This is a genomic window from Paenibacillus sp. FSL K6-1558, from assembly GCF_038002565.1.
In the GTDB taxonomy this organism is placed as follows: Bacteria; Bacillota; Bacilli; order Paenibacillales; family Paenibacillaceae; genus Paenibacillus; species Paenibacillus polysaccharolyticus.
Genome location: NZ_JBBOCV010000001.1, coordinates 2,761,643 through 2,779,654, shown reverse-complemented (window position 1 = coordinate 2,779,654; position 18,012 = coordinate 2,761,643). Strand labels below are relative to the sequence as shown.

16 protein-coding genes are annotated in these 18,012 nt (G+C 46.3%); 9 read left to right on the top strand and 7 right to left on the bottom strand.

What is annotated here, in order from left to right; translation table 11 throughout:
* Positions 1-111 precede the first annotated feature (111 nt).
* The 3 genes from MHI38_RS12120 to MHI38_RS12110 all read right to left on the bottom strand — a co-directional run bounded on the left by MHI38_RS12120 (position 112) and on the right by MHI38_RS12110 (position 3,200).
* Positions 112-1,566, bottom strand: coding sequence for an ATP-binding protein (locus MHI38_RS12120; protein ID WP_154891794.1), 1,455 nt, complete (start codon positions 1,564-1,566; stop codon positions 112-114).
* A 20-nt stretch (positions 1,567-1,586) separates the two neighbouring features.
* The gene (locus MHI38_RS12115; RefSeq protein ID WP_154891795.1) at positions 1,587-2,285 is read right to left on the bottom strand and encodes a response regulator transcription factor; all 699 of its coding nucleotides are present in this window, start codon (positions 2,283-2,285) and stop codon (positions 1,587-1,589) included.
* Between the two features lie 93 nt (positions 2,286-2,378).
* Positions 2,379-3,200 carry a helix-turn-helix domain-containing protein gene (locus MHI38_RS12110; protein ID WP_090924364.1) on the bottom strand — a complete coding sequence of 274 codons (822 nt, stop codon included), beginning with the start codon at positions 3,198-3,200 and terminating at the stop codon, positions 2,379-2,381.
* A gap of 236 nt (positions 3,201-3,436) precedes the next feature.
* Between MHI38_RS12110 and MHI38_RS12105 the strand changes: the two genes are divergently transcribed.
* Positions 3,437-4,213, top strand: a complete 777-nt coding sequence (locus MHI38_RS12105) for a sugar phosphate isomerase/epimerase family protein (RefSeq protein WP_145334688.1) — start codon at positions 3,437-3,439, stop codon at positions 4,211-4,213.
* A gap of 71 nt (positions 4,214-4,284) precedes the next feature.
* Positions 4,285-5,307 (top strand): Gfo/Idh/MocA family protein, encoded by a 1,023-nt coding sequence (locus MHI38_RS12100; protein WP_123065946.1) that lies wholly within the window; start codon positions 4,285-4,287, stop codon positions 5,305-5,307.
* Between the two features lie 184 nt (positions 5,308-5,491).
* Here MHI38_RS12100 and MHI38_RS12095 read toward each other — a convergent pair whose 3' ends face one another.
* The 3 genes from MHI38_RS12095 to MHI38_RS12085 form a co-directional block, all read right to left on the bottom strand.
* Complete coding sequence (locus MHI38_RS12095; RefSeq protein WP_154891796.1) at positions 5,492-9,007, bottom strand: S-layer homology domain-containing protein; 3,516 nt, start codon at positions 9,005-9,007, stop codon at positions 5,492-5,494.
* Between the two features lie 395 nt (positions 9,008-9,402).
* Entirely contained in the window at positions 9,403-10,353 is a 951-nt protein-coding gene (locus MHI38_RS12090) for an aldo/keto reductase (protein WP_341181279.1), read from the bottom strand.
* Positions 10,354-10,385: 32 nt separating this feature from the next.
* Entirely contained in the window at positions 10,386-11,390 is a 1,005-nt protein-coding gene (locus MHI38_RS12085; protein ID WP_154891798.1) for a Gfo/Idh/MocA family protein, read from the bottom strand.
* A 118-nt stretch (positions 11,391-11,508) separates the two neighbouring features.
* On the opposite strand from MHI38_RS12085, the gene MHI38_RS12080 reads away from it, so the two are divergent.
* The 3 genes from MHI38_RS12080 (at position 11,509) to MHI38_RS12070 (ending at position 13,519) form a co-directional block, all read left to right on the top strand.
* Positions 11,509-12,348, top strand: a complete 840-nt coding sequence (locus MHI38_RS12080) for an AraC family transcriptional regulator (protein ID WP_090924328.1) — start codon at positions 11,509-11,511, stop codon at positions 12,346-12,348.
* A gap of 132 nt (positions 12,349-12,480) precedes the next feature.
* The gene (locus tag MHI38_RS12075; RefSeq protein WP_090924327.1) at positions 12,481-12,888 is read left to right on the top strand and encodes an RrF2 family transcriptional regulator; all 408 of its coding nucleotides are present in this window, start codon (positions 12,481-12,483) and stop codon (positions 12,886-12,888) included.
* Between the two features lie 178 nt (positions 12,889-13,066).
* Positions 13,067-13,519: a nuclear transport factor 2 family protein gene (locus MHI38_RS12070; protein ID WP_090924326.1), complete on the top strand. Its 453-nt coding sequence runs from the start codon at positions 13,067-13,069 to the stop codon at positions 13,517-13,519.
* 131 nt (positions 13,520-13,650) lie between these two features.
* Here the strand turns inward: MHI38_RS12070 and MHI38_RS12065 are convergent, their stop codons facing one another.
* Complete coding sequence (locus MHI38_RS12065; RefSeq protein ID WP_090924325.1) at positions 13,651-15,018, bottom strand: MFS transporter; 1,368 nt, start codon at positions 15,016-15,018, stop codon at positions 13,651-13,653.
* 206 nt (positions 15,019-15,224) lie between these two features.
* On the opposite strand from MHI38_RS12065, the gene MHI38_RS12060 reads away from it, so the two are divergent.
* From MHI38_RS12060 to MHI38_RS12045, 4 genes are all read left to right on the top strand, one after another.
* Positions 15,225-15,551, top strand: coding sequence for an ArsR/SmtB family transcription factor (locus tag MHI38_RS12060; RefSeq protein ID WP_090924324.1), 327 nt, complete (start codon positions 15,225-15,227; stop codon positions 15,549-15,551).
* A gap of 152 nt (positions 15,552-15,703) precedes the next feature.
* Positions 15,704-15,898 (top strand): hypothetical protein, encoded by a 195-nt coding sequence (locus MHI38_RS12055; RefSeq protein WP_090924323.1) that lies wholly within the window; start codon positions 15,704-15,706, stop codon positions 15,896-15,898.
* Positions 15,899-16,035: 137 nt separating this feature from the next.
* Positions 16,036-16,950: a helix-turn-helix transcriptional regulator gene (locus tag MHI38_RS12050; protein ID WP_261769637.1), complete on the top strand. Its 915-nt coding sequence runs from the start codon at positions 16,036-16,038 to the stop codon at positions 16,948-16,950.
* Positions 16,943-17,941 (top strand): hypothetical protein, encoded by a 999-nt coding sequence (locus MHI38_RS12045; protein WP_341181278.1) that lies wholly within the window; start codon positions 16,943-16,945, stop codon positions 17,939-17,941. The genes MHI38_RS12050 and MHI38_RS12045 overlap by 8 nt, the downstream gene beginning before the upstream one ends.
* The last annotated feature ends 71 nt before the right edge of the window (positions 17,942-18,012 follow it).

Sequence of the window (18,012 nt, the reverse complement as noted above, 5' to 3'; positions counted from 1 at the left end):
GAAGATATTGAGAAACCCTTATCCAAATATAAATAAAGTATTACAAACCTAGGACAGCTCAGAGTTAAAAAGGTATTCATGATCAGTATCCCTTCATTGCTATTTGTCACTTCAACATAAAGGCAGACTGAACTGAAAGAGAGTTTCTTGACCGTTTTTGCTGGAAAAATGAATCTGTCCTCCATGTGCTTCAATGATGCTTTTGCAGATCGAGAGGCCAAGTCCTGTTCCTTCCTGAATTGGAGTGGAGTAGGGGGAAGAGGAAGAGCCACCTCTAAAGTACCGTTCAAATACAAACGGCATGTCCTGAGCCTGTATCCCTCGCCCCGAATCAGTGATGGTCAGCTTGAATTGTCCCGAGTGAACCTCGGCATGAATGCGGATATAATCACCGGGAGCAGTATGTTTAAGTGCATTAGATACCAGATTGGAGACGACCTGTTCTATGCGTACCGGATCAATCCGAATAAGTACGTCAGGGATAGGGCTAGGCTGTACGTAGGTCAATCCGTGGGATTGCACGATATGTGCAATGGGTCTCAGCATATTTTCGAAGACGGAACGACTGTATCGTTCTTGTGGCTCAACCGAGATCTGCCCAAGCTCATGTAATGCGTGAACGAGCAAATCCTCTACTAGCCGGGCTGTTTTGTCTGTATGGATCTGCATAATATCCAAATATTCTTTGAGGGTATCTTCATCTTCGCATACCCCTTGGGAGATCGCATCTATGTATGCCTTTATCGTGGTAATGGGAGTCTTGAGATCATGAGAGATATTGGTGATGAGCTCTTTCTGAGCCTTTTCCTGCCTCATGCGCTGTGTACTCAAATGCATAAGCTCCATCCGCATCAAGTCCAGCATAGCGTAGAGGTCACCTATTTCGTCCGTGCGTTGATATTGGATTTTCTCGTCGTATTTGCCTTTAAGAATCGATTCGGCATGATGTTTCAGCTGATTGACCGGGGTTAACAACTGTCCTTTGATCCGGCGAACGATGGTGTATAGAAGAAACATGAACAGAAGGGAAAGTATGATTACTGCAACCAGCAAGAATATGGGAACAGTAGACGTCTTGTGAGCAAATACAAGAGATGGGGGTACGGTGAAAATAACATTTCCGACCTGATGGCCATTTGGCTTTGGGCTTCCCATGACGGGAAAAGCAATATCCAGCAATTCATTACCGTCCGCAATCTGTAACACATCTGCCAAGTTGTAATGTAACGCAGATCTAAGGTTTACTAATGTACCTTCGGATGATGGTACAGAGGACAGTTTGATTAGACCATCCAATCCTACATAGGAAAAAGGAATGTTTTCTTTGCTCGCTGTGGTGCGGATTTGCTCCTGAACAACAGGGTCAGCAAGACGATTATGATTTTGCTCCAGTTCAAGCAGTATCGGGTTAACCTTCAGACGCACCTGATTAATCATCGGTGCAGACTCACTGGAAGAAGGAGATGTGAGCATATGAAGGAATAAGCCAAGGCTACACAGCAGAATTAGAAGTAGGATTGCTAATGATAATTTCAGCCATCGTGTAGACCAGTTATGTAGTGACATGAACGCTTCTCCATTCGTGCTTAGTCATGATTAAACTTGTATCCGACTCCCCAGACGGTTTTTAGAAGGGTTGGATGAGAGGCATCGTGTTCGATCTTTTCCCGCAGTCTGCGTATGTACACCGTTACTGTATTTTCATCTCCGTAAGCGTCGAAGCCCCAGATCGCATCAAGTAATTGAGATTTGGAGAAGACCTGATTTTTGTTGCTGGCGAGATAATATAAAAGTTGGAATTCTTTTGCCGATAGAGAGACTTCATTACCATTTACGGTAACTTTATAAGCCTTCTTGTCAATCTCCAGGTTAGCAAAACGTAGCAGATGGGAGTGATCCTGTACCGTGTTCAGACTGTCGTATCTTCTGAAGTGAGCATTGATTCTGGCGAGCAGCTCGCTCAGGGAGAAAGGTTTGCTCATATAGTCGTCTGCACCAAATCCAAGCCCCAGTACCTTGTCGGTATCACTTCCTCTGGCACTTAGAATAAGAATGGGAATGTTGTTCCGCCTGCGAATTTCACGGCATACATCGATACCGTCCTGATCTGGCAACATAATATCGAGAATAATATAGTCCGGCTGGAGCAACTCCATAATCTGAAGTCCATCCTCTCCAGTGGCAGCAACGGCGGCCTCATATCCATTTTTCATCAGATAATCGCGTAAAATGCGAGAAATGTCATGTTCGTCCTCGATAATGAGAACTTTGCGTTTCGAGTTCATGGGATCACTCCAGTACATCCAGTTTTAGAATGAAGGTAATAAGTAATGATTGAGAATACATCGCCGAATGGATTGGAATTATAGTGTTTCACTTTACACATGCTCCAGATCATCTATCGGTTCATGCTGCTTTGATTTTTGGTATTCCGCTGGAGACACGCCAAAATGCGCCCGAAATACCCGGTGAAAATAGGAGTAGCTCGCAAAACCGCAGGACTCGGCAATATGCTCTAGTGTCATCTCGCTGTATTTCATACGCTCCAGTGCGGCGTTCAGTCGAATTTCGATGGCATATTGGATCATGGTCTGATTGTAGTGTTCCTTGAATAAACGCACGGCCCGCGATAGACTCAGTCCGGCATAACGGGCAGCTTCCTCCAATTTGAACGTGACTGTGGCATGTTCTTCGATAAAACGCTTCAATTTAAGCGCTGAAGAAACGGCCCGGTCGGTCTGAATATTTTCCGTAATCGCCCGATCAATGTAAAGGCATAATCCCCGTAGCAGGGCGTCTTTCAGCTCCGTATTTTCCTCCAGCGGGCCGCGACGCTTCTCCAGTAGCATGTTGCGCCACAGGCTGATCAATTTGTCATCCAGACCAATACGGCTTACTGTTGGACGTTGCTGGCGTTTCCACCACTTTTCAATCCAGTCGCCTTCACAGAAGAGATAGTAGTCCCCACTCGACAAACGCCCTTCCTTGTGTGGTTCATCTACGACGAGGCGATAATCGTCCCCTGGTTTTAATAAAAGCAAATCACCGCTGGTCATGCGGAATTCCTCTTCCTGTACATATACTTTGCACGATCCTTCCGTCTGCAAGCGGAACAGATAGGTGGCTAGCTCGCCTTTCATATTATGGGTGAATGCCTTGTAGTGATAGGAGTAATCACAGATCAGTACGGATGTGTCCAAAGTTTCCACAGATGTACGTCCCCCAATCATTCGATCCTATTGAATCGACGGAATTATAGGACTGCCAGCATGCAGCCATAGAACTGAATTCACGGATTACATTAGGATGGAAATAAAATTTGATCAGATAGTTCATGTTTCGATTATATTGTATATGTTCATTTTAGCCTGTTTTGCGTTAGGATGATACCAGATAGAGCAATGTAAGCAAATTTGAGAGCAGAGGAGTATCTGTCATGAAAAAATTGAACATTGGTTTGCAACTTTTTACACTTCGTGATGAAACTGCAGCAGATTTTCGTGGTACACTGCGCAAAGTGGCCGCCCTTGGATACGAAGGGGTTGAATTTGCCGGATATGGCGACATTCCAGCAGAGGAAATGAAAGCGCTACTAGATGAGCTAGGTCTAAAAGGTTTCAGTAGCCACGTGTCCCTTCATGCGATGCGCGAAGACCTGCAAAAACAAATCGATTACCTGAAAACAATTGGTGCACAATATATGATCTGCCCTTATCTGATGCCGGAAGATCGCCCGGACAATGCAGAAGGCTGGACAAAGCTGTTTGAAGAATTGCAACAGTACGGAGCCGAAGCAGCGAAACAAGGTTTGATCTTTGGTTACCACAACCATGACTTCGAATTCCATGGCCAAGTTGGGGATGCAAATGCTTTTGATGCGATGTTCGCTCAAACGACTCCAGAAGCGGTACAAGTGGAAATGGACGTATGTTGGGTACAGTTTGCCGGACAAAATCCAATCGAGTATATTAATAAATATGCGGGCCGTTTGCCGCTGCTTCACTTGAAAGATTTCAGCAAAGACGAGCAGGGTCAGATGAAAACACTGGAGCTGGGACAAGGTGAAGTGGATCTGCCGGCTGTAATTGAAAGCGCAACAAATGCAGGGGTAGAGTGGCTGATCGTGGAACAGGACGTATGTCAGAACCCTCCGCTTGAGAGCGTTGAGAACAGCCACAACTGGCTGAAACAAAACTATCTGAACCAGTTTTAAGAGTTAAACGACTCAACATAACATCTAACCGTGTCAAACATGAATCTAATTGTCAAAGGAGACTTTTGTACATGAGTAAAATTAAAGTTGCTGTATTCGGCTGTGGAGCCATCGCTCAGCGCAGACATATTCCAGAGTACGCTGCCAATGAGAACGTAGAACTTGTCGCATTTGCTGATCCGGTAGTGGAGCGTGCGCAGGAAATGGCTGAAATGTACGGCGGTAAAGCATATTCCAGTTACGAGGAATTGCTTGCAAACGAAACAACAGTGGAAGCGGTTAGCGTATGCACACCGAACTATCTGCATGCACCGATGACGATTGCCGCTGCCAATGCGGGCAAGCATGTGCTGGTTGAGAAACCGATGGCGGTTTCCACTGAAGAAGGCGAGCAAATGATTGAGGCGGCTAAGAAAAACGGGGTATATCTGATGGTAGGTCACAACCAACGTCTGATGCCTCCTCACGTGAAAGCCAAAGAAATTCTGGATTCCGGCCGATTGGGCAAAGTGCTGACCTTCCGTACTGCTTTTGGTCACCCGGGTCCGGAAGGCTGGAGTTTAGACGGAGCAGGTAGCTGGTTTTTCCGCAAAGAAGAAGCCATTATGGGCGCGATGGGTGACCTTGGCGTACACAAATCCGACTTTATCCGTTATTTGCTGAACGACGAAGTATCCGAAGTGGCTGGTTTCATCAGCACGCTGCACAAAGAAGGTACGGATGTGGATGACAATGCGACATGTTTGCTGCGCATGAAGAGCGGCGCAATCGGCACACTCGTAGCCAGCTGGACACAATACAGAGGCGGAGACAACAGCACCGTGCTGTGGTGTGAAAATGGCGTAATGAAGATCGGCACAGTGGATGGTGACGAGGTTATCGTTGAGTTGACCAATGGTACGGTTGAAACGTACAAAGTTGGCGCGATGGCTACCAATGAAAAACAAGTACCAAGCGGCGTAATCGATGCATTCGTAGAATCCATCGTAACCAAGACGCCTCCATCCATCTCGGGTGAAGAGGGCTTGCGTTCACTTCAAGTCATTCTGGCTGCTTTTGAATCCGAGAAAACAGGTCAGATCGTTAAGCTGTAATCGAGCAGTAGCAAGCGGAGCAAAATGAAACTAAAGGACATCCTCCAGTGTAGCAAGCTGGAGAATGTCCTTTTTAGGTGTAGATTCTGGCACATATGCTGGGTAGGAAACGCAAAATTTCTCTAACTCCTCATTTTCGCAAATAGAAATAAAGCAAGATTTTCCTACGTAGATTAGATATACTCTAGATCAAATCTGATTTTTGTAGCAAACGTCTGACGATTGTTGCAGCCTCGGCTCTAGTCATATAATCGTTTGGAGCAAGATACTTACTGCCTTTTCCCATTATGATGCCAGTTTGAATATTGTCAGAGATGCCGCTCAACGCCCAATTTGAGGCTTTTTCCACATCTGAATAAGGATGTAGCACCATGTCGATGGAAGAAGGAGGAGAAGCTTTTAATCCAGTGATTTTCATCGCTTTAGCGGTGATAACCATAGCTTCTTCACGGGTAATCTTAGCATTCGGATGGAAGCTGCCATCTTTTAAACCGTTGACCAATTGATGCGAATAAGCAGTATGAATCGCATTGTTATACCAGTCAGAAGCTTTTACGTCCGAGAAAGGAGCAGGTTCGTTGTCCAGCCTCAGTCCCAGTCCCCGAACAAGGATATCCACAAATTCAGCACGAGTGATATCCGAATCAGGAAGGAAAGAACCGTCCCCTATGCCATCAATAACCATACGTGAACCCAAATCGTTGACAGCCTCTTTTGCCCAATGCTGTATAACATCGCTAAATTCTATTGGATGCCATATGAGCAGGTATGAGCTGTTAGTCAAACTATTTATTTTTGCGTAATATTTCCCGTCAATTAAGACGACTTTGGTAGGAACGTGACGAACGGAGCGGTCGGGTTCGACAACAACGCTTGTTGTAATCTTTTTAGGATCAACATCGTCTGGGATTGTAATCATGCGTTCGATATAGGTGCTAAACTTTGATACAACAATCGTTCTGCCTTCATGTAGGGCTCTAACTGTAAATTCAATTGGTGGAACGACCGTAGTGAAAGCTTCCTTATCCGCTATATTCGCCAACACTTTTGCTGCCTCTGCAGTTGTTTTGGCGATTTCAATTTGAAACTTTACATCTTGAAGAGCAATCGATTTTTCGATTTGGTCGGAAATCGAACTAATATTGATTTGTTGCATGGGGAGTGTGTACACTGCTTGATTCGTTCTCATTTCCAGAGTTGCCTGCATCTTTTCCATGGTTTGGATCATCTGCCCGTTTAGTTCACCAACGACGATATCGGACTCGATGTTCACCGGTATGATGACAGTTGCGCCCAGCTTTTCTTTCGCGAGCTTGTTCTCCAGCTTTTTCTCATCAATCACTACTGTAAATACAGTTTGCCCATTACGTTTAGATGTGGTTGTCGTTCCCGCGCGCTCTACTTTGCCGTTAACAATAACATCTACATCTGCAGCTTGGGTTGGAATTGGGTTTTCGTTCGTTGCTGGCGATGTGGAGGCTGTAGGTGTTGTAGGTACTGCAGGTATAGTGACTGATGTTGCCGTGACAGCCGGGGTGAACACGCTCTCCACTGCCAATCCTGTAATCTTGCCTGTCCGAGCGACAGGTGTCACTTCGAAGCTAATGTACTTTCCGATATCGGCTGCTTGTAATGTATAGGATCGCGTTGTTGCATTTGAAATGGCTGTCTTGTTCGTCCCGAGTGTATCCTCGGATCGGTACCACTTAAATGTGCTATTCCCCTCCACATCGGAGTCCACATCTTGATAAATGTAGCTGCCGCTTAAAGTTGAACCAACCTGGGCTGTTCCCGTGATGCTTACATTGAGTGCTTGTGGCGGAGCCTGTCCAAAAATTATGCCTGAAGTGCTTCCAACATTGTTAAGTGTTAAATCAGCCTGAATGCCGTAACCATCTTTACTTATTAAAGTTCCTCCATTGGGAAGCAAGGCGCTTCCGACGGTCATGATATCGGTATTAAGGTCAGACGCCTGTACCACATATTTGAATGTCAGTATGTTCGTACGTGAACCGCTGGCATATATCGCATCAACCGTGTTGCTACCAATGGTAAGCGGTAAAATTGCACGATTGGTGTACGCCCGTACTGCTTCCGTGAAGTGGACCTTAAAGAGTAATTCCTCGCCCTCATAATAAGATTTGGGCTCAGGCATCTCTACTAACGTAATCGTTGGAGTTGCAGCATTCATTACAATTCGGACACTTGCATAACTGCCCACGCTGGCCTGGCTGGTATTGTCCCCATAATCAACAATCGTTCCGTTGGTGCTGTCAAGCAGCCCTAATGCGTCAATAAAAACATCGTTATCGGAAGCTTGAACGGTGTAGCGAAATACGAGATCAGTCGATTGCAAGATTGGTGCATCGGGCATATACACAGCTTGAGCTACCGAACGGCCGCCAGACATTAATGACAAACTTGGAGTTCCGTTAACCTTAACAGGCTCAGAGAAGCGAACCTTGAACTCGAAGCTTTCTCCAGTAGTGTAATTCCGATTGATAGGAGTATGAAAGAAATGCTGAACTTGAGGGAGGACGGCATCGACGATTACATCCGAAAGGGCCAGTTTATGGATCATGTTTGATACGGGTGTCTGTTGGATCGAGTCGTTGATGCTTCCACCGTTCAATTGAATGGCGTTGCCAATCCTTATACCGTTCAAAGCTTCCTCCCCACTTTGAATAATATACTGGAATAAGACTTTGTTCCCGGATACTTCTGCAAACTTTGCTTGATGTTCTGTCGGTGTTTCCGTCGTGCCGAAGAATAATGGGAGATATGGCTCGCCGGTTACATTCACATCCGATGGATATAGAAATGCAAAATTCAAAATATCGCCTTCCTTATAGTATCCGTCACTAGGAATCTCCGTTATGAAAGGAGATCCGCCAGTACTAACTTGTACACCAGAAAGATATGTATTGGTTCCATCAGGAAAAACGGGATTGATCAAATTAGTAGCTGTATCCCTAATCGTACCTCCATACATTTTCACTTCACTGTCAAGTATGATTCCGTCGAAGTCTTCAAGTCCAGGTTCTACGATGTATTGAAATATAATCTGATTGGACCCTATGGAGTAAAAAAATTCTGCGCGTACTTCTGTTCCACCGATATTGAGACTGAGATAGGGTGTGCCATACCGGGTATTAACGACGATATTTTCAGAGAATGCGACTGTGAATAAGAGAGATTCGCCCGTAGTATACGTTTTGTCAGCAGGATAACTGACTGAAAGAATAGTCGGAATGACCGTATCTATCTTTATGCCTGTATCCATCACCGACGTACCACCTGGCCCAAAACCGCTTCCGAGATCAGCGTTCTCTGCAGCACTATTCTTAATGGAAGCACCATTTAATTGAATAGGACCTGAGACTTGAATACCATCCGCATCATTATCGCCTGATTGAACCGTGTAAGAAAATTGCAAATACTTCGAGAAGCCGGACACATAGATAGCTTCCCTCACCGTTCCACCAATATCGAGCTTTAGGCTAGGCGTTCCACCTGTCACTGTTACATCCTCAACAAATACTACGGTGAAGTTAAGCACCTCGCCAGCTTTATATGTCTTGACTAAAGGCAAATTCAGCCCTGTGGCTGTTGGCGAAGCTGCATTGGTTTGAATTGCGCCAAGCGATGTTGTTAAGAGCAGAAATACTAGTAATGTGGCGGTGAGCTTTCTCAGAACCATGATGACGATACCTCCTCGTTTTTTGTTAATTATATCGACAATATGTCATTGTTCTTTGATAGTAAATCAAAAAAATAGATGAGTTATTGATTTACACGATTAATGAAACGTACAGAAATAAACATCAGAATGAGCAGCATACTGGCTGGTTTATAACTAGGTGAAATTATGTATGCTACTATGTAGCAAAGTTTTGATAAAACACCAAAATAAAGGGGTTCAAGCAAACATTCTTCTGCTTAAACCCCTTTTTCTATTTAGTTGTCTGTTGTTCTTTAATGTTACATCCCGATTACGTTCGTGTTGAGCAACATCGCTATTTATTTTGATCATAGGTACCGTTTGCTGAAATACATAATAACTTAGAAAATATTTAATACTTCAGGACATCATCCTTACACACCTGCTGGCTTAACCTCACTAGCCAGATCGATCCAGGCGATCTCTTCCGAAGTTAGCGTGATGCGGGAGCCTTCGTCACAGGAGAGCAACTCTGCCTGATTTTGTGCCCCAATCAATGCGCAGGTCGGGAAGGACTGATTCAATACATAGGCTAACGCAATCTGAATCGCCGTTGTATTCTTGGATGCAGCCAATTCCCCGGCACGACGCAGTCGTTCCCAGTTGCCATCACTGTAGAATACACGCACCAAGTCTGCATTGTCGCGTACCTCTGGTGTGAATCGACCAGTGAAGAAACCACGAGCCTGGGAAGACCAGGACAGGAGCGGCAGTTTTGTTTGCTCATGCCATGCGAGCGTTTCGGCATCCGCCGATACACAGCCTGCCCAGAATGGCTCGTTCGCTTTGGCGAGACTGAGGTTCGGGCTGCTGAACGTGAATCCTTTGAGACCATGGGAGGCGGCATAAGCGTTAGCTTCTTCTAACCGCTGCCAGGTCCAGTTGGAGGCGCCGATGGCGCCGATTTTGCCAGACTCGATGTGTTCGTTTAGTGCCTCCAGAATGGCAGCCACAGGCATGTTAGGATCATCCCGATGCAGTGCGTACAGCTCGACATGCTCCGTCTGTAAACGCTCAAGGCTTTCAGTTAGGTCTTTGCGAATGGCATCCGCATTCACGCGAGGGCCGTTCTGGTCATGGTGTGCCCCTTTGGTGAGAATCACCATCTGGTTGCGATTGCCGCGTTCCTTCATATAACGTCCCAGTACCTCTTCGCTCTGTCCGCCGCAATAGATGTGCGCTGTATCTACCGTGTTGCCGCCGATTGCCAGAAACGCATCCAGGTTGGTTGCAGCTTTCTCATACGTATCATGAAAGAAATAGTCTGTTCCTTTGATTAGCCTTGAGACTTTTTTGCCAGCACCGGCGATTTCAATAAATTCCATAGATTAAACCGTCCTCTCTTATATAAAGTTCCTCACAACGTAATTCGTGTACGTTCTTCTGCCGAGCGCAGACAAGCTTCAAGGACTTTCATATTGGCTGCCGCATCGGAAGGGGCGAAACGAAGTTCTTTGCCCTGAAGTACAGCGCGAGCCATATCATCCCCTTGTAATGCATAATGATTGACCTGTTGCACCTCAACTTCACGACGTTCGCCACCTGCAGTAACAAAGAAGTTGGAGCTACTGTCTGTACGAGCAATATAAGCCGAAGGGACTTCAATAATACCCTCAGAGCCAAGTACCTCCAGCGTATTACGGAAGGCTGCCCACATACTGCTATCAAACGTAACGCCAACATGGTTATCGAATTCAAGCAGTCCGGAAGCCATCATATCCACCTGATCATGCTCTGGTGAGAACATACCGATAACAGTTACCGCTTTCGGTTCCTGTCCCAGCAGAAGGCGAGCCGCACTAATGGAATAACAGCCGATATCGTACAGCGCGCCGCCACCCCATTCTTTGCGGAAACGCACGTTGCCGGACGAACCCGAATTGTTAAACGAAAACGTACTGTGGATGCCACGAATTTCACCAATCTCGCCGCTGGCAATAATCTCCCGAATCTGGTCATAACGCGGATGATGGCGGTACATAAACGCTTCAGCCAGATGCACGCCTGCATCTGCACAAGCTTCAACCATCTCTAGTGCTTCTTTTTCCGTGAGAGCGAGTGGTTTTTCGCATAAAATATGTTTGCCAGCTTGTGCTGCGCGGATCGTCCATTCCCGGTGCAGATGATTCGGAAGTGGAATGTAAACGGCATCGATTGAATCATCTTCTAAAATGGCTTCATAGCTTCCGTAAGCCTTTTCAATTCCAAGTTTATCAGCGGTTTGCTGTGCTTTATCGAGATCACGGCTGGCAATAGCGGTAACCTCGTTCAACTCCGATTGCTGCAAGCCAGGAATGACGGAACCTATTGCAATGTTGGCGCTGCCGAGAATGCCCCAGCGTAACTTTTGAACAGAATTCATAACTTGTTTCCTCCTGTATTTGAATGTATATTGTGATTATAAAGAATAGATGAATGAATTAAAATGATAATATATTGAATTGAATTAACACAATATTGCTTAATGGGGTGAACCAACCATGATGAGACAAACCGTATTGCTGACCCTGCAGGATATCCCCTATTTCTGTTACCCGGAGTCCGTTGGACATTATACGGATCATACCCAGCACGCTGTATTACGTGAGGCAGGGGTGCTTAATAATTTCAACATTCACTATGTTGCGGCAGGTAAAGGATATGTGGAGGCCGATGGGATAGTGCACGAGCTTAGGGCAGGTCAAGCGGTGCTCTATTTTCCGCATCAACGGCAACATTACTATAGTAGCGAAGATGAGCCGTGGGACGTACGCTGGGTTCATTTTTACGGAGAACGGCTGCATGATTATATGCTGGAACGGGGATTGCACCGCAACCTTTTATGGACGCTGAGACAGCGTACTTCCTGGGAGGACGCTCATCTGGCGTTGCTTGAAGAGGTGGAACAGAACCGGATGCTTCGTCCAGCCCAGTTGTCCACGTTGACCTATGCTCTGCTGGCGGAATTTGTACAGCATGCGGTACCCCTCAAGAACACACGTACCACGAGCAAAACGGAGAGCCGAGTGCTGTCGTTATTGCCGCAGATGCAGCAGGAGGCTTGTGAGCCTTTTCTGTTACAAGACTGGGCAGATCGCGCAGGAGTGAGTACGTATTATTTTTGCAAAATGTTCAAGAATGCCGTAGAGATGACGCCAATGGAGTTTATCACACGTTCACGGCTACAGATGGCCAAGCAGTGGCTACTTGAACGCCCGTCGGCCAACATTGGGCAGATTGCCGAGGAAGCGGGATATCCTAATGCGAGTTATTTTAACCGTCAGTTTATGGCGCATGAGGGCATGACACCTACTGATTACCGTGGGCTTTACCATAAATAAAAAAGAAAAATGGATGAATCAAACCTTCAGCAAAGCCATCTACCTTGGGACTCTCATGTGGATTCGTTTGACAGGGCCTTCAATCAGGTCTATTATGGATAAATTAAATCCGTATATATGAGGTGTCCTCTCATGAAATATTCCAAAGCGACCAACTATGCGCTCCACACAATGTTATATCTGGTTAGCACTGCGCCTGAGCAACTGATTAGCGTGCATCAACTGGCTGAATTTCAAAAAGTCTCCCCAACGTACCTGTCCAAAATACTAACCAAACTGGTCAAAGCGGGCATGATCGAATCCACATCCGGTGCCAATGGCGGTTATCGACTTAGTCGCAAGAACCCTGATCCTTCTTTTCTGGAAATCATTCATGCCATCGAAGGCAAGGCTTCCTTGTTTGAATGCTCACAGAATCATAATGCAGCGTGTTTGATCCAGCAGGTTATGGTTCAGGCGGAGGAAGAGATGGAAAGTTTCCTGCAACATAAAAAAATGTCTGAGCTCGCATCCCAGATGAGGGAAGCTCATTCGCTGTAGCATTTATCGCTCTAGTGTGGCTCATGTATGTTTCTATTCCAGTAAGATTGGGTAATGTTTCTAGATTTCTCACTTGGTGCGGCGTTGTGCCTGACAGAAGGGCAATGCTACAATAAGGAAGAGGAAGATACTATAAATACATACTTAATCACATCTTACACCTCTGGAGGGAAAACACATGAGCCAAACGACGACGATGACGGAACTGGAGCAACTGCTTGCACTCGAAAATATTAGAAATACCAAGGCGCGTTATTGCCGCTATATTGATACAAAAGCATGGGATGAACTCGGTGACGTGTTTGCTCCCGATGCCGTTGCCGATTTCAGTACGGAAGGCAATCCGATTCCGGTTTTGACTGGACGTGACACGATTGTACAGGTATTCCGTGACCTTGTAGACCCGGCGGTGACTGTGCATCACGTACATAGTGCGGAGGTGGAGTTTGTATCTGCCACTGAAGCGAAGGTTATTTCTCCGATGGAGGACTGGGTAACGTTTCCTGAAGGTAACGAGAACAAATCTTTCCACGGATTCGGGCATTATCACGAAACATTTGTCAAGATCGATGGACAGTGGCGCATTAAGCACACCAGCTTGAAACGTCTGCGCCTGGATCTGTTTGAATAACGAAATGTAAATATAGTGAGATCGGAAAAGAACCTGAACAATTTCAGGTAAAACAAAGGAAGAAGCCGTTAATTTTATTGGCTTCTTCCTTTGTTTTATTGAAGTATTTTTAAATTAGTTAGAGGTTAATATTACGCCACCTTATCTTTCCGTGGTTGCATCCTCAGATAGATTTGCGAAAAGATAACCGATGCGAGGCCGACTGCAGTCATTCCCCAGAAGATAAAGCTATACGCTGAAGATAGTTGCATGTTCTGCATCGCGGTCAAAGCAACCCCGGTTACAGCTACGCTGAATGCACCGCTGAAAAATTGACTGAGTTGGAACAATCCCATGCCTGCGCCCACTTGATCCATGGACAGATTGCCCGACAATTCGTTGGATACGCTGGTCGTCAAGGAAGAGAAACCAACGCTGAGCAGCATGTACACAACCATGATGGCATAGATGCTTTGATCTGCAAACAGAGCAAACAGTCCAGCAGCCGCCAGGAGTAGCCAAGGTGCAAACTTCAGTAGCAATGTATTACCATGACGATCAATCATACGCCCGATGCGGTTGGACAGTAGCATGGACACAAGCGCACCCGGGAAAATCACCAGTCCTGATTGTGCGGGTGTCAGTCCATAGAGATGAGCCAGAACCTGTGGCAACAGGAACAGGGTGGCGAAGTTATTAATATACGATACAATTCCTAGTGAGCTGAGGATCATATATTTTTTGTCTTTGAACAATGCGGGTTGCACAAACGGATCAGTTGCACGGCGAATGCGGAACCAGAACAGCAACAGTGCGCTTACCCCGATAATAAGTGTAATGACCTGACGAGAAGTCAGGAATAATAGAATCCCGGTTGTACCGATGGCAAGCAAGACCGCACCGAGCATGTCGAAGGAACCCTTTTGCGGCGTTTCTCGCGGTAACAGTTTATAAAAAACAGGAATTAAAAATAGCGCTAAACCGGTAACGATAAACAGATCATGCCATCCCAAAAACTGTGTAATGCTACCGCCAAGTACCGGACCGAGTCCCAGACCTAGCGAACTGGCGGACATGATGACGGCCATCGATTTACCCCGGCGGTCATTCGGAATGTAGCGTGTAATTAGCACAATCGCTAGTCCCGGAACGGATGCTGCACCTGCAGCCTGAACCAGACGGGCAATGAGCAGAACAATGAAATGGTCACTGAAGAAACCCAGAACAGAGGCGGCTCCAAGTAGCGTAAGCCCGGTTGTAAACAAGGTGCGTATCGGTACAAAATCGGACAAACGTGAGAATGTAATCGAGGAAATCGCAAATACGATGGAATAACCCGTAACAATCCAGGATGAAGCGACAGAGGTCAGCTTGAATTCGGCTGCAATTTTGGGCAGAGCCAGATTAAACATCATTGTGTTCATTACGACGAGCACAACGGTGAATCCAAGCAACGCCACAATTAATCCTTCTTGTATGCTAGTCCGTTCCATCGGAGTTGCCGTAGCCGTGTTGTTCATAAAAACCTCCTATCATGATGTGTATTTCGCAACATTTCAGAAACGGTGTGTAACATTTGCAAAATGGTGTATAATGTCAGCCCCTGTGTTTCACAACAAGGGATGCATGCGAAATGATATAAGTTCGATTGGTATCGAACATTAGAAATATATCATGGATGTATGTTAGAATACAATGCATAGTCTTAAAAAAAGGAGACTGCCGTATGAAAATTTTACATCATCCACAAGTGGCGGATATTGTGCTTTCTTCCGTGCTTTATGCGCTCAGCGACCCGACACGGCTAGGAATAGTGGCCGAAGCCGCTAGAAGCGGGGAGCAACCGTGTAGTCATTTTCATGCTCGTGTTGTGAAATCAACGATGTCGCACCATATTCGCACCTTACGGGAATCGGGTGTCATTCGAGTCCGAGTACAGGGCACACAGCATTTTATTACACTACGGTCTGAGGATCTGGAAGAGCGGTTTCCAGGGTTGCTACAACCTCTTCTCCAAGCCGCCGCAGAGACAAGTGCAGAAACGGCTGAGTGAATGTCCTTTCTTCTTTATGAAGAAGGGGCATTTTTTATTTTTTTGAACTCGATAAAAGATTACTCCTGATACGACATTCTATGTCGTCCCAATGCCTCTATACTGATGGTGAACAAAACACATAAACCCTATTGAAAAGAGGTTCACAATCATTGGCTAAAACGAAAAGAGGTCGCGTTCTGTGGAGTCTTCCGTCCAGAGGACGGGGAACATGTCCAATATGCAAGAGTACACGAATCAAATTGTTGTATACGCAAACGAAAACAGATGGTACGAGTCTGAAAGTGTGTAAAAAATGCTCCAAAGCTGTGCAGTCCAGAGTAGATCTGGCAGAGGTAAATGTGTAGAGCTGAAAGACAAATCACGTAAGGAAATGTAGACGGATACCCTGTCATAGCCTGTTCTTCGGAACAGGCTACATCCTTTTGATATAATACAGGAATAAACGTTGGAATGATTCAGGGGGTGAAATCGCTTGAGTAGCATGCATCGGATTCATTGGTTTGATGAACAGATTCGAAGCGGGCGTTTTCCGAACAGCGGTGGTCTGGCACAACAATTCGAGATATCTCGGCGTCAGGCGCAGCGTGATATTGAATATATGCTAAATACTCTCAGAGCCCCATTGGTGTATGTAGCCAAGTATCGAGGGTACTGTTACGAGGATCAGACCTTTCGTTTGCCGCATTTATATATGACGGATGAGGAACAAGGCGTTCTCAAATATCTGGCTCATCGATATCGGCATTATGACTATGAGCGTGCGGATACGGTGAAACGGGTGGCACACTTATTGGAACGTTTTACGATGGAGGATCACCTGCCCAAAGAGCAGTATCCGGTGTTTGCAGCACCGCCCAGGCACCTTCAATGGTTTAAATTGTTGTCCCATGCGATAGAGGATGCACGAAAAGTGCATATCTATTACAAGGATCATGAGGGGGAGCACCAGATCACCTTTTGTCCAGTGAAGCTAACCGCTCAATTTAATGCAGACTATGTAGTCGGTTACGAGACTGACCCGCTGCAACAGACACCGATTCGGCTGGAAAGCATCGTGCAGCTGACGCTGCTGGAGGAACGCTTTGAATGCAACCAGGATACATGGATGAGCACCTGGGGAGATGCATTGCCTGTTCGAAAACCGTTTGTGGCCGAGATTCGTTTCCGTGAGATGCAGCAATCGGAGCTGTGGCGAGGGTACCGGATTCGGGAGCAAAAGGGGCAGGTCTGCTTGATTGAATTTCACGATGCGGACGTATTTTTGCAACATCTGTACGCCGCGGAGTGGGAGGAACTACTCTCCCCAGGATGGCTCAGAAGCAAGCTGATGAAGCAGGTAGAAGAAATGACAGAGCGGCTCAGCAGGGGACAGAAAGGGAGAGAACAGGATGGCTGAGAACATGCTGGAGCATCTGGTGATGACAAGGGAATCAAAGTCATTTGTGGACAGCCTACATGCGATTTTGCGGCATACAGGTCAATTCCAGGGTGAGAAGTATATGCTTGCAGGGTACACCGGCATGGCCTTTAAATTGTCCGTCCATAAGAGATTACTGCCGATGTCGGTAACGGCATATGGCCAGTGGGGAGTGTCTCATCAAGGCGGTATCGACAATCTTGGCCTATTTACCATATATGACGGGGGACGCAGTCGCCATCCGACATTTGCATATTATCAACAAGATGCTGTGAATTGGGTCAAGCGTAGCCTGGATGAGGGTAAAGGCGTCATCTACTGGATGCCCGAATTTGGTGTCATTTATGGATATGATGATGCAGATCGGGTCTTTTATGTGCAGGATGGCTGGAACAAAGAGCCGCATATTTTGCTGTATGATAATTTCGGATTGAATTTCACCGGTTTCTGGTACTGTCAGATCTTTGGTGATCAGGTGCAACGTACAGAGCAGGAGATGGTGCTGGAATCTTTACGCCTGGCAATGGAGGATTGGGATATTCCGTACCGTTTGTTACCTGATCAAAATATAGCTTCCGGCCGGCTGGCATATAATGTTTGGATTGAAGCACTTCGCTCTGGAGATTACGATGGTGCAGGAGCAGCTTACCTTCTGGATTCGTACTGCCAATCGCGTACCGAGATTCGAATGTATTTGCATGATGTTCGCGGCTTATGGACTGAACTGGAGCAAGCCTGGATGTGTTATAACCGGATTGCTGAACGGATCCAGCAGATGAGAGCACTTCTGGTACGGGAAAAACATGGGCTTGCGCTGCGGGAGGATGCCAATGAGCAACTTGCGCAGTTTCTTGGACAGGCGAAGTTACTCGAAGAGCAGGCGGTAGATTCTTTTCGTACCGTATCAGCGCAGTATGCCGATCGTAAACGATCTACGGTACCCCGCTGGGGCACACATTCCGCACGGTAGAACTGGGGATGCAGAGGTACGATGAACAAAAGGAAGGCAGAATGGATACAGGAACGGGGCTCAAAGAATGA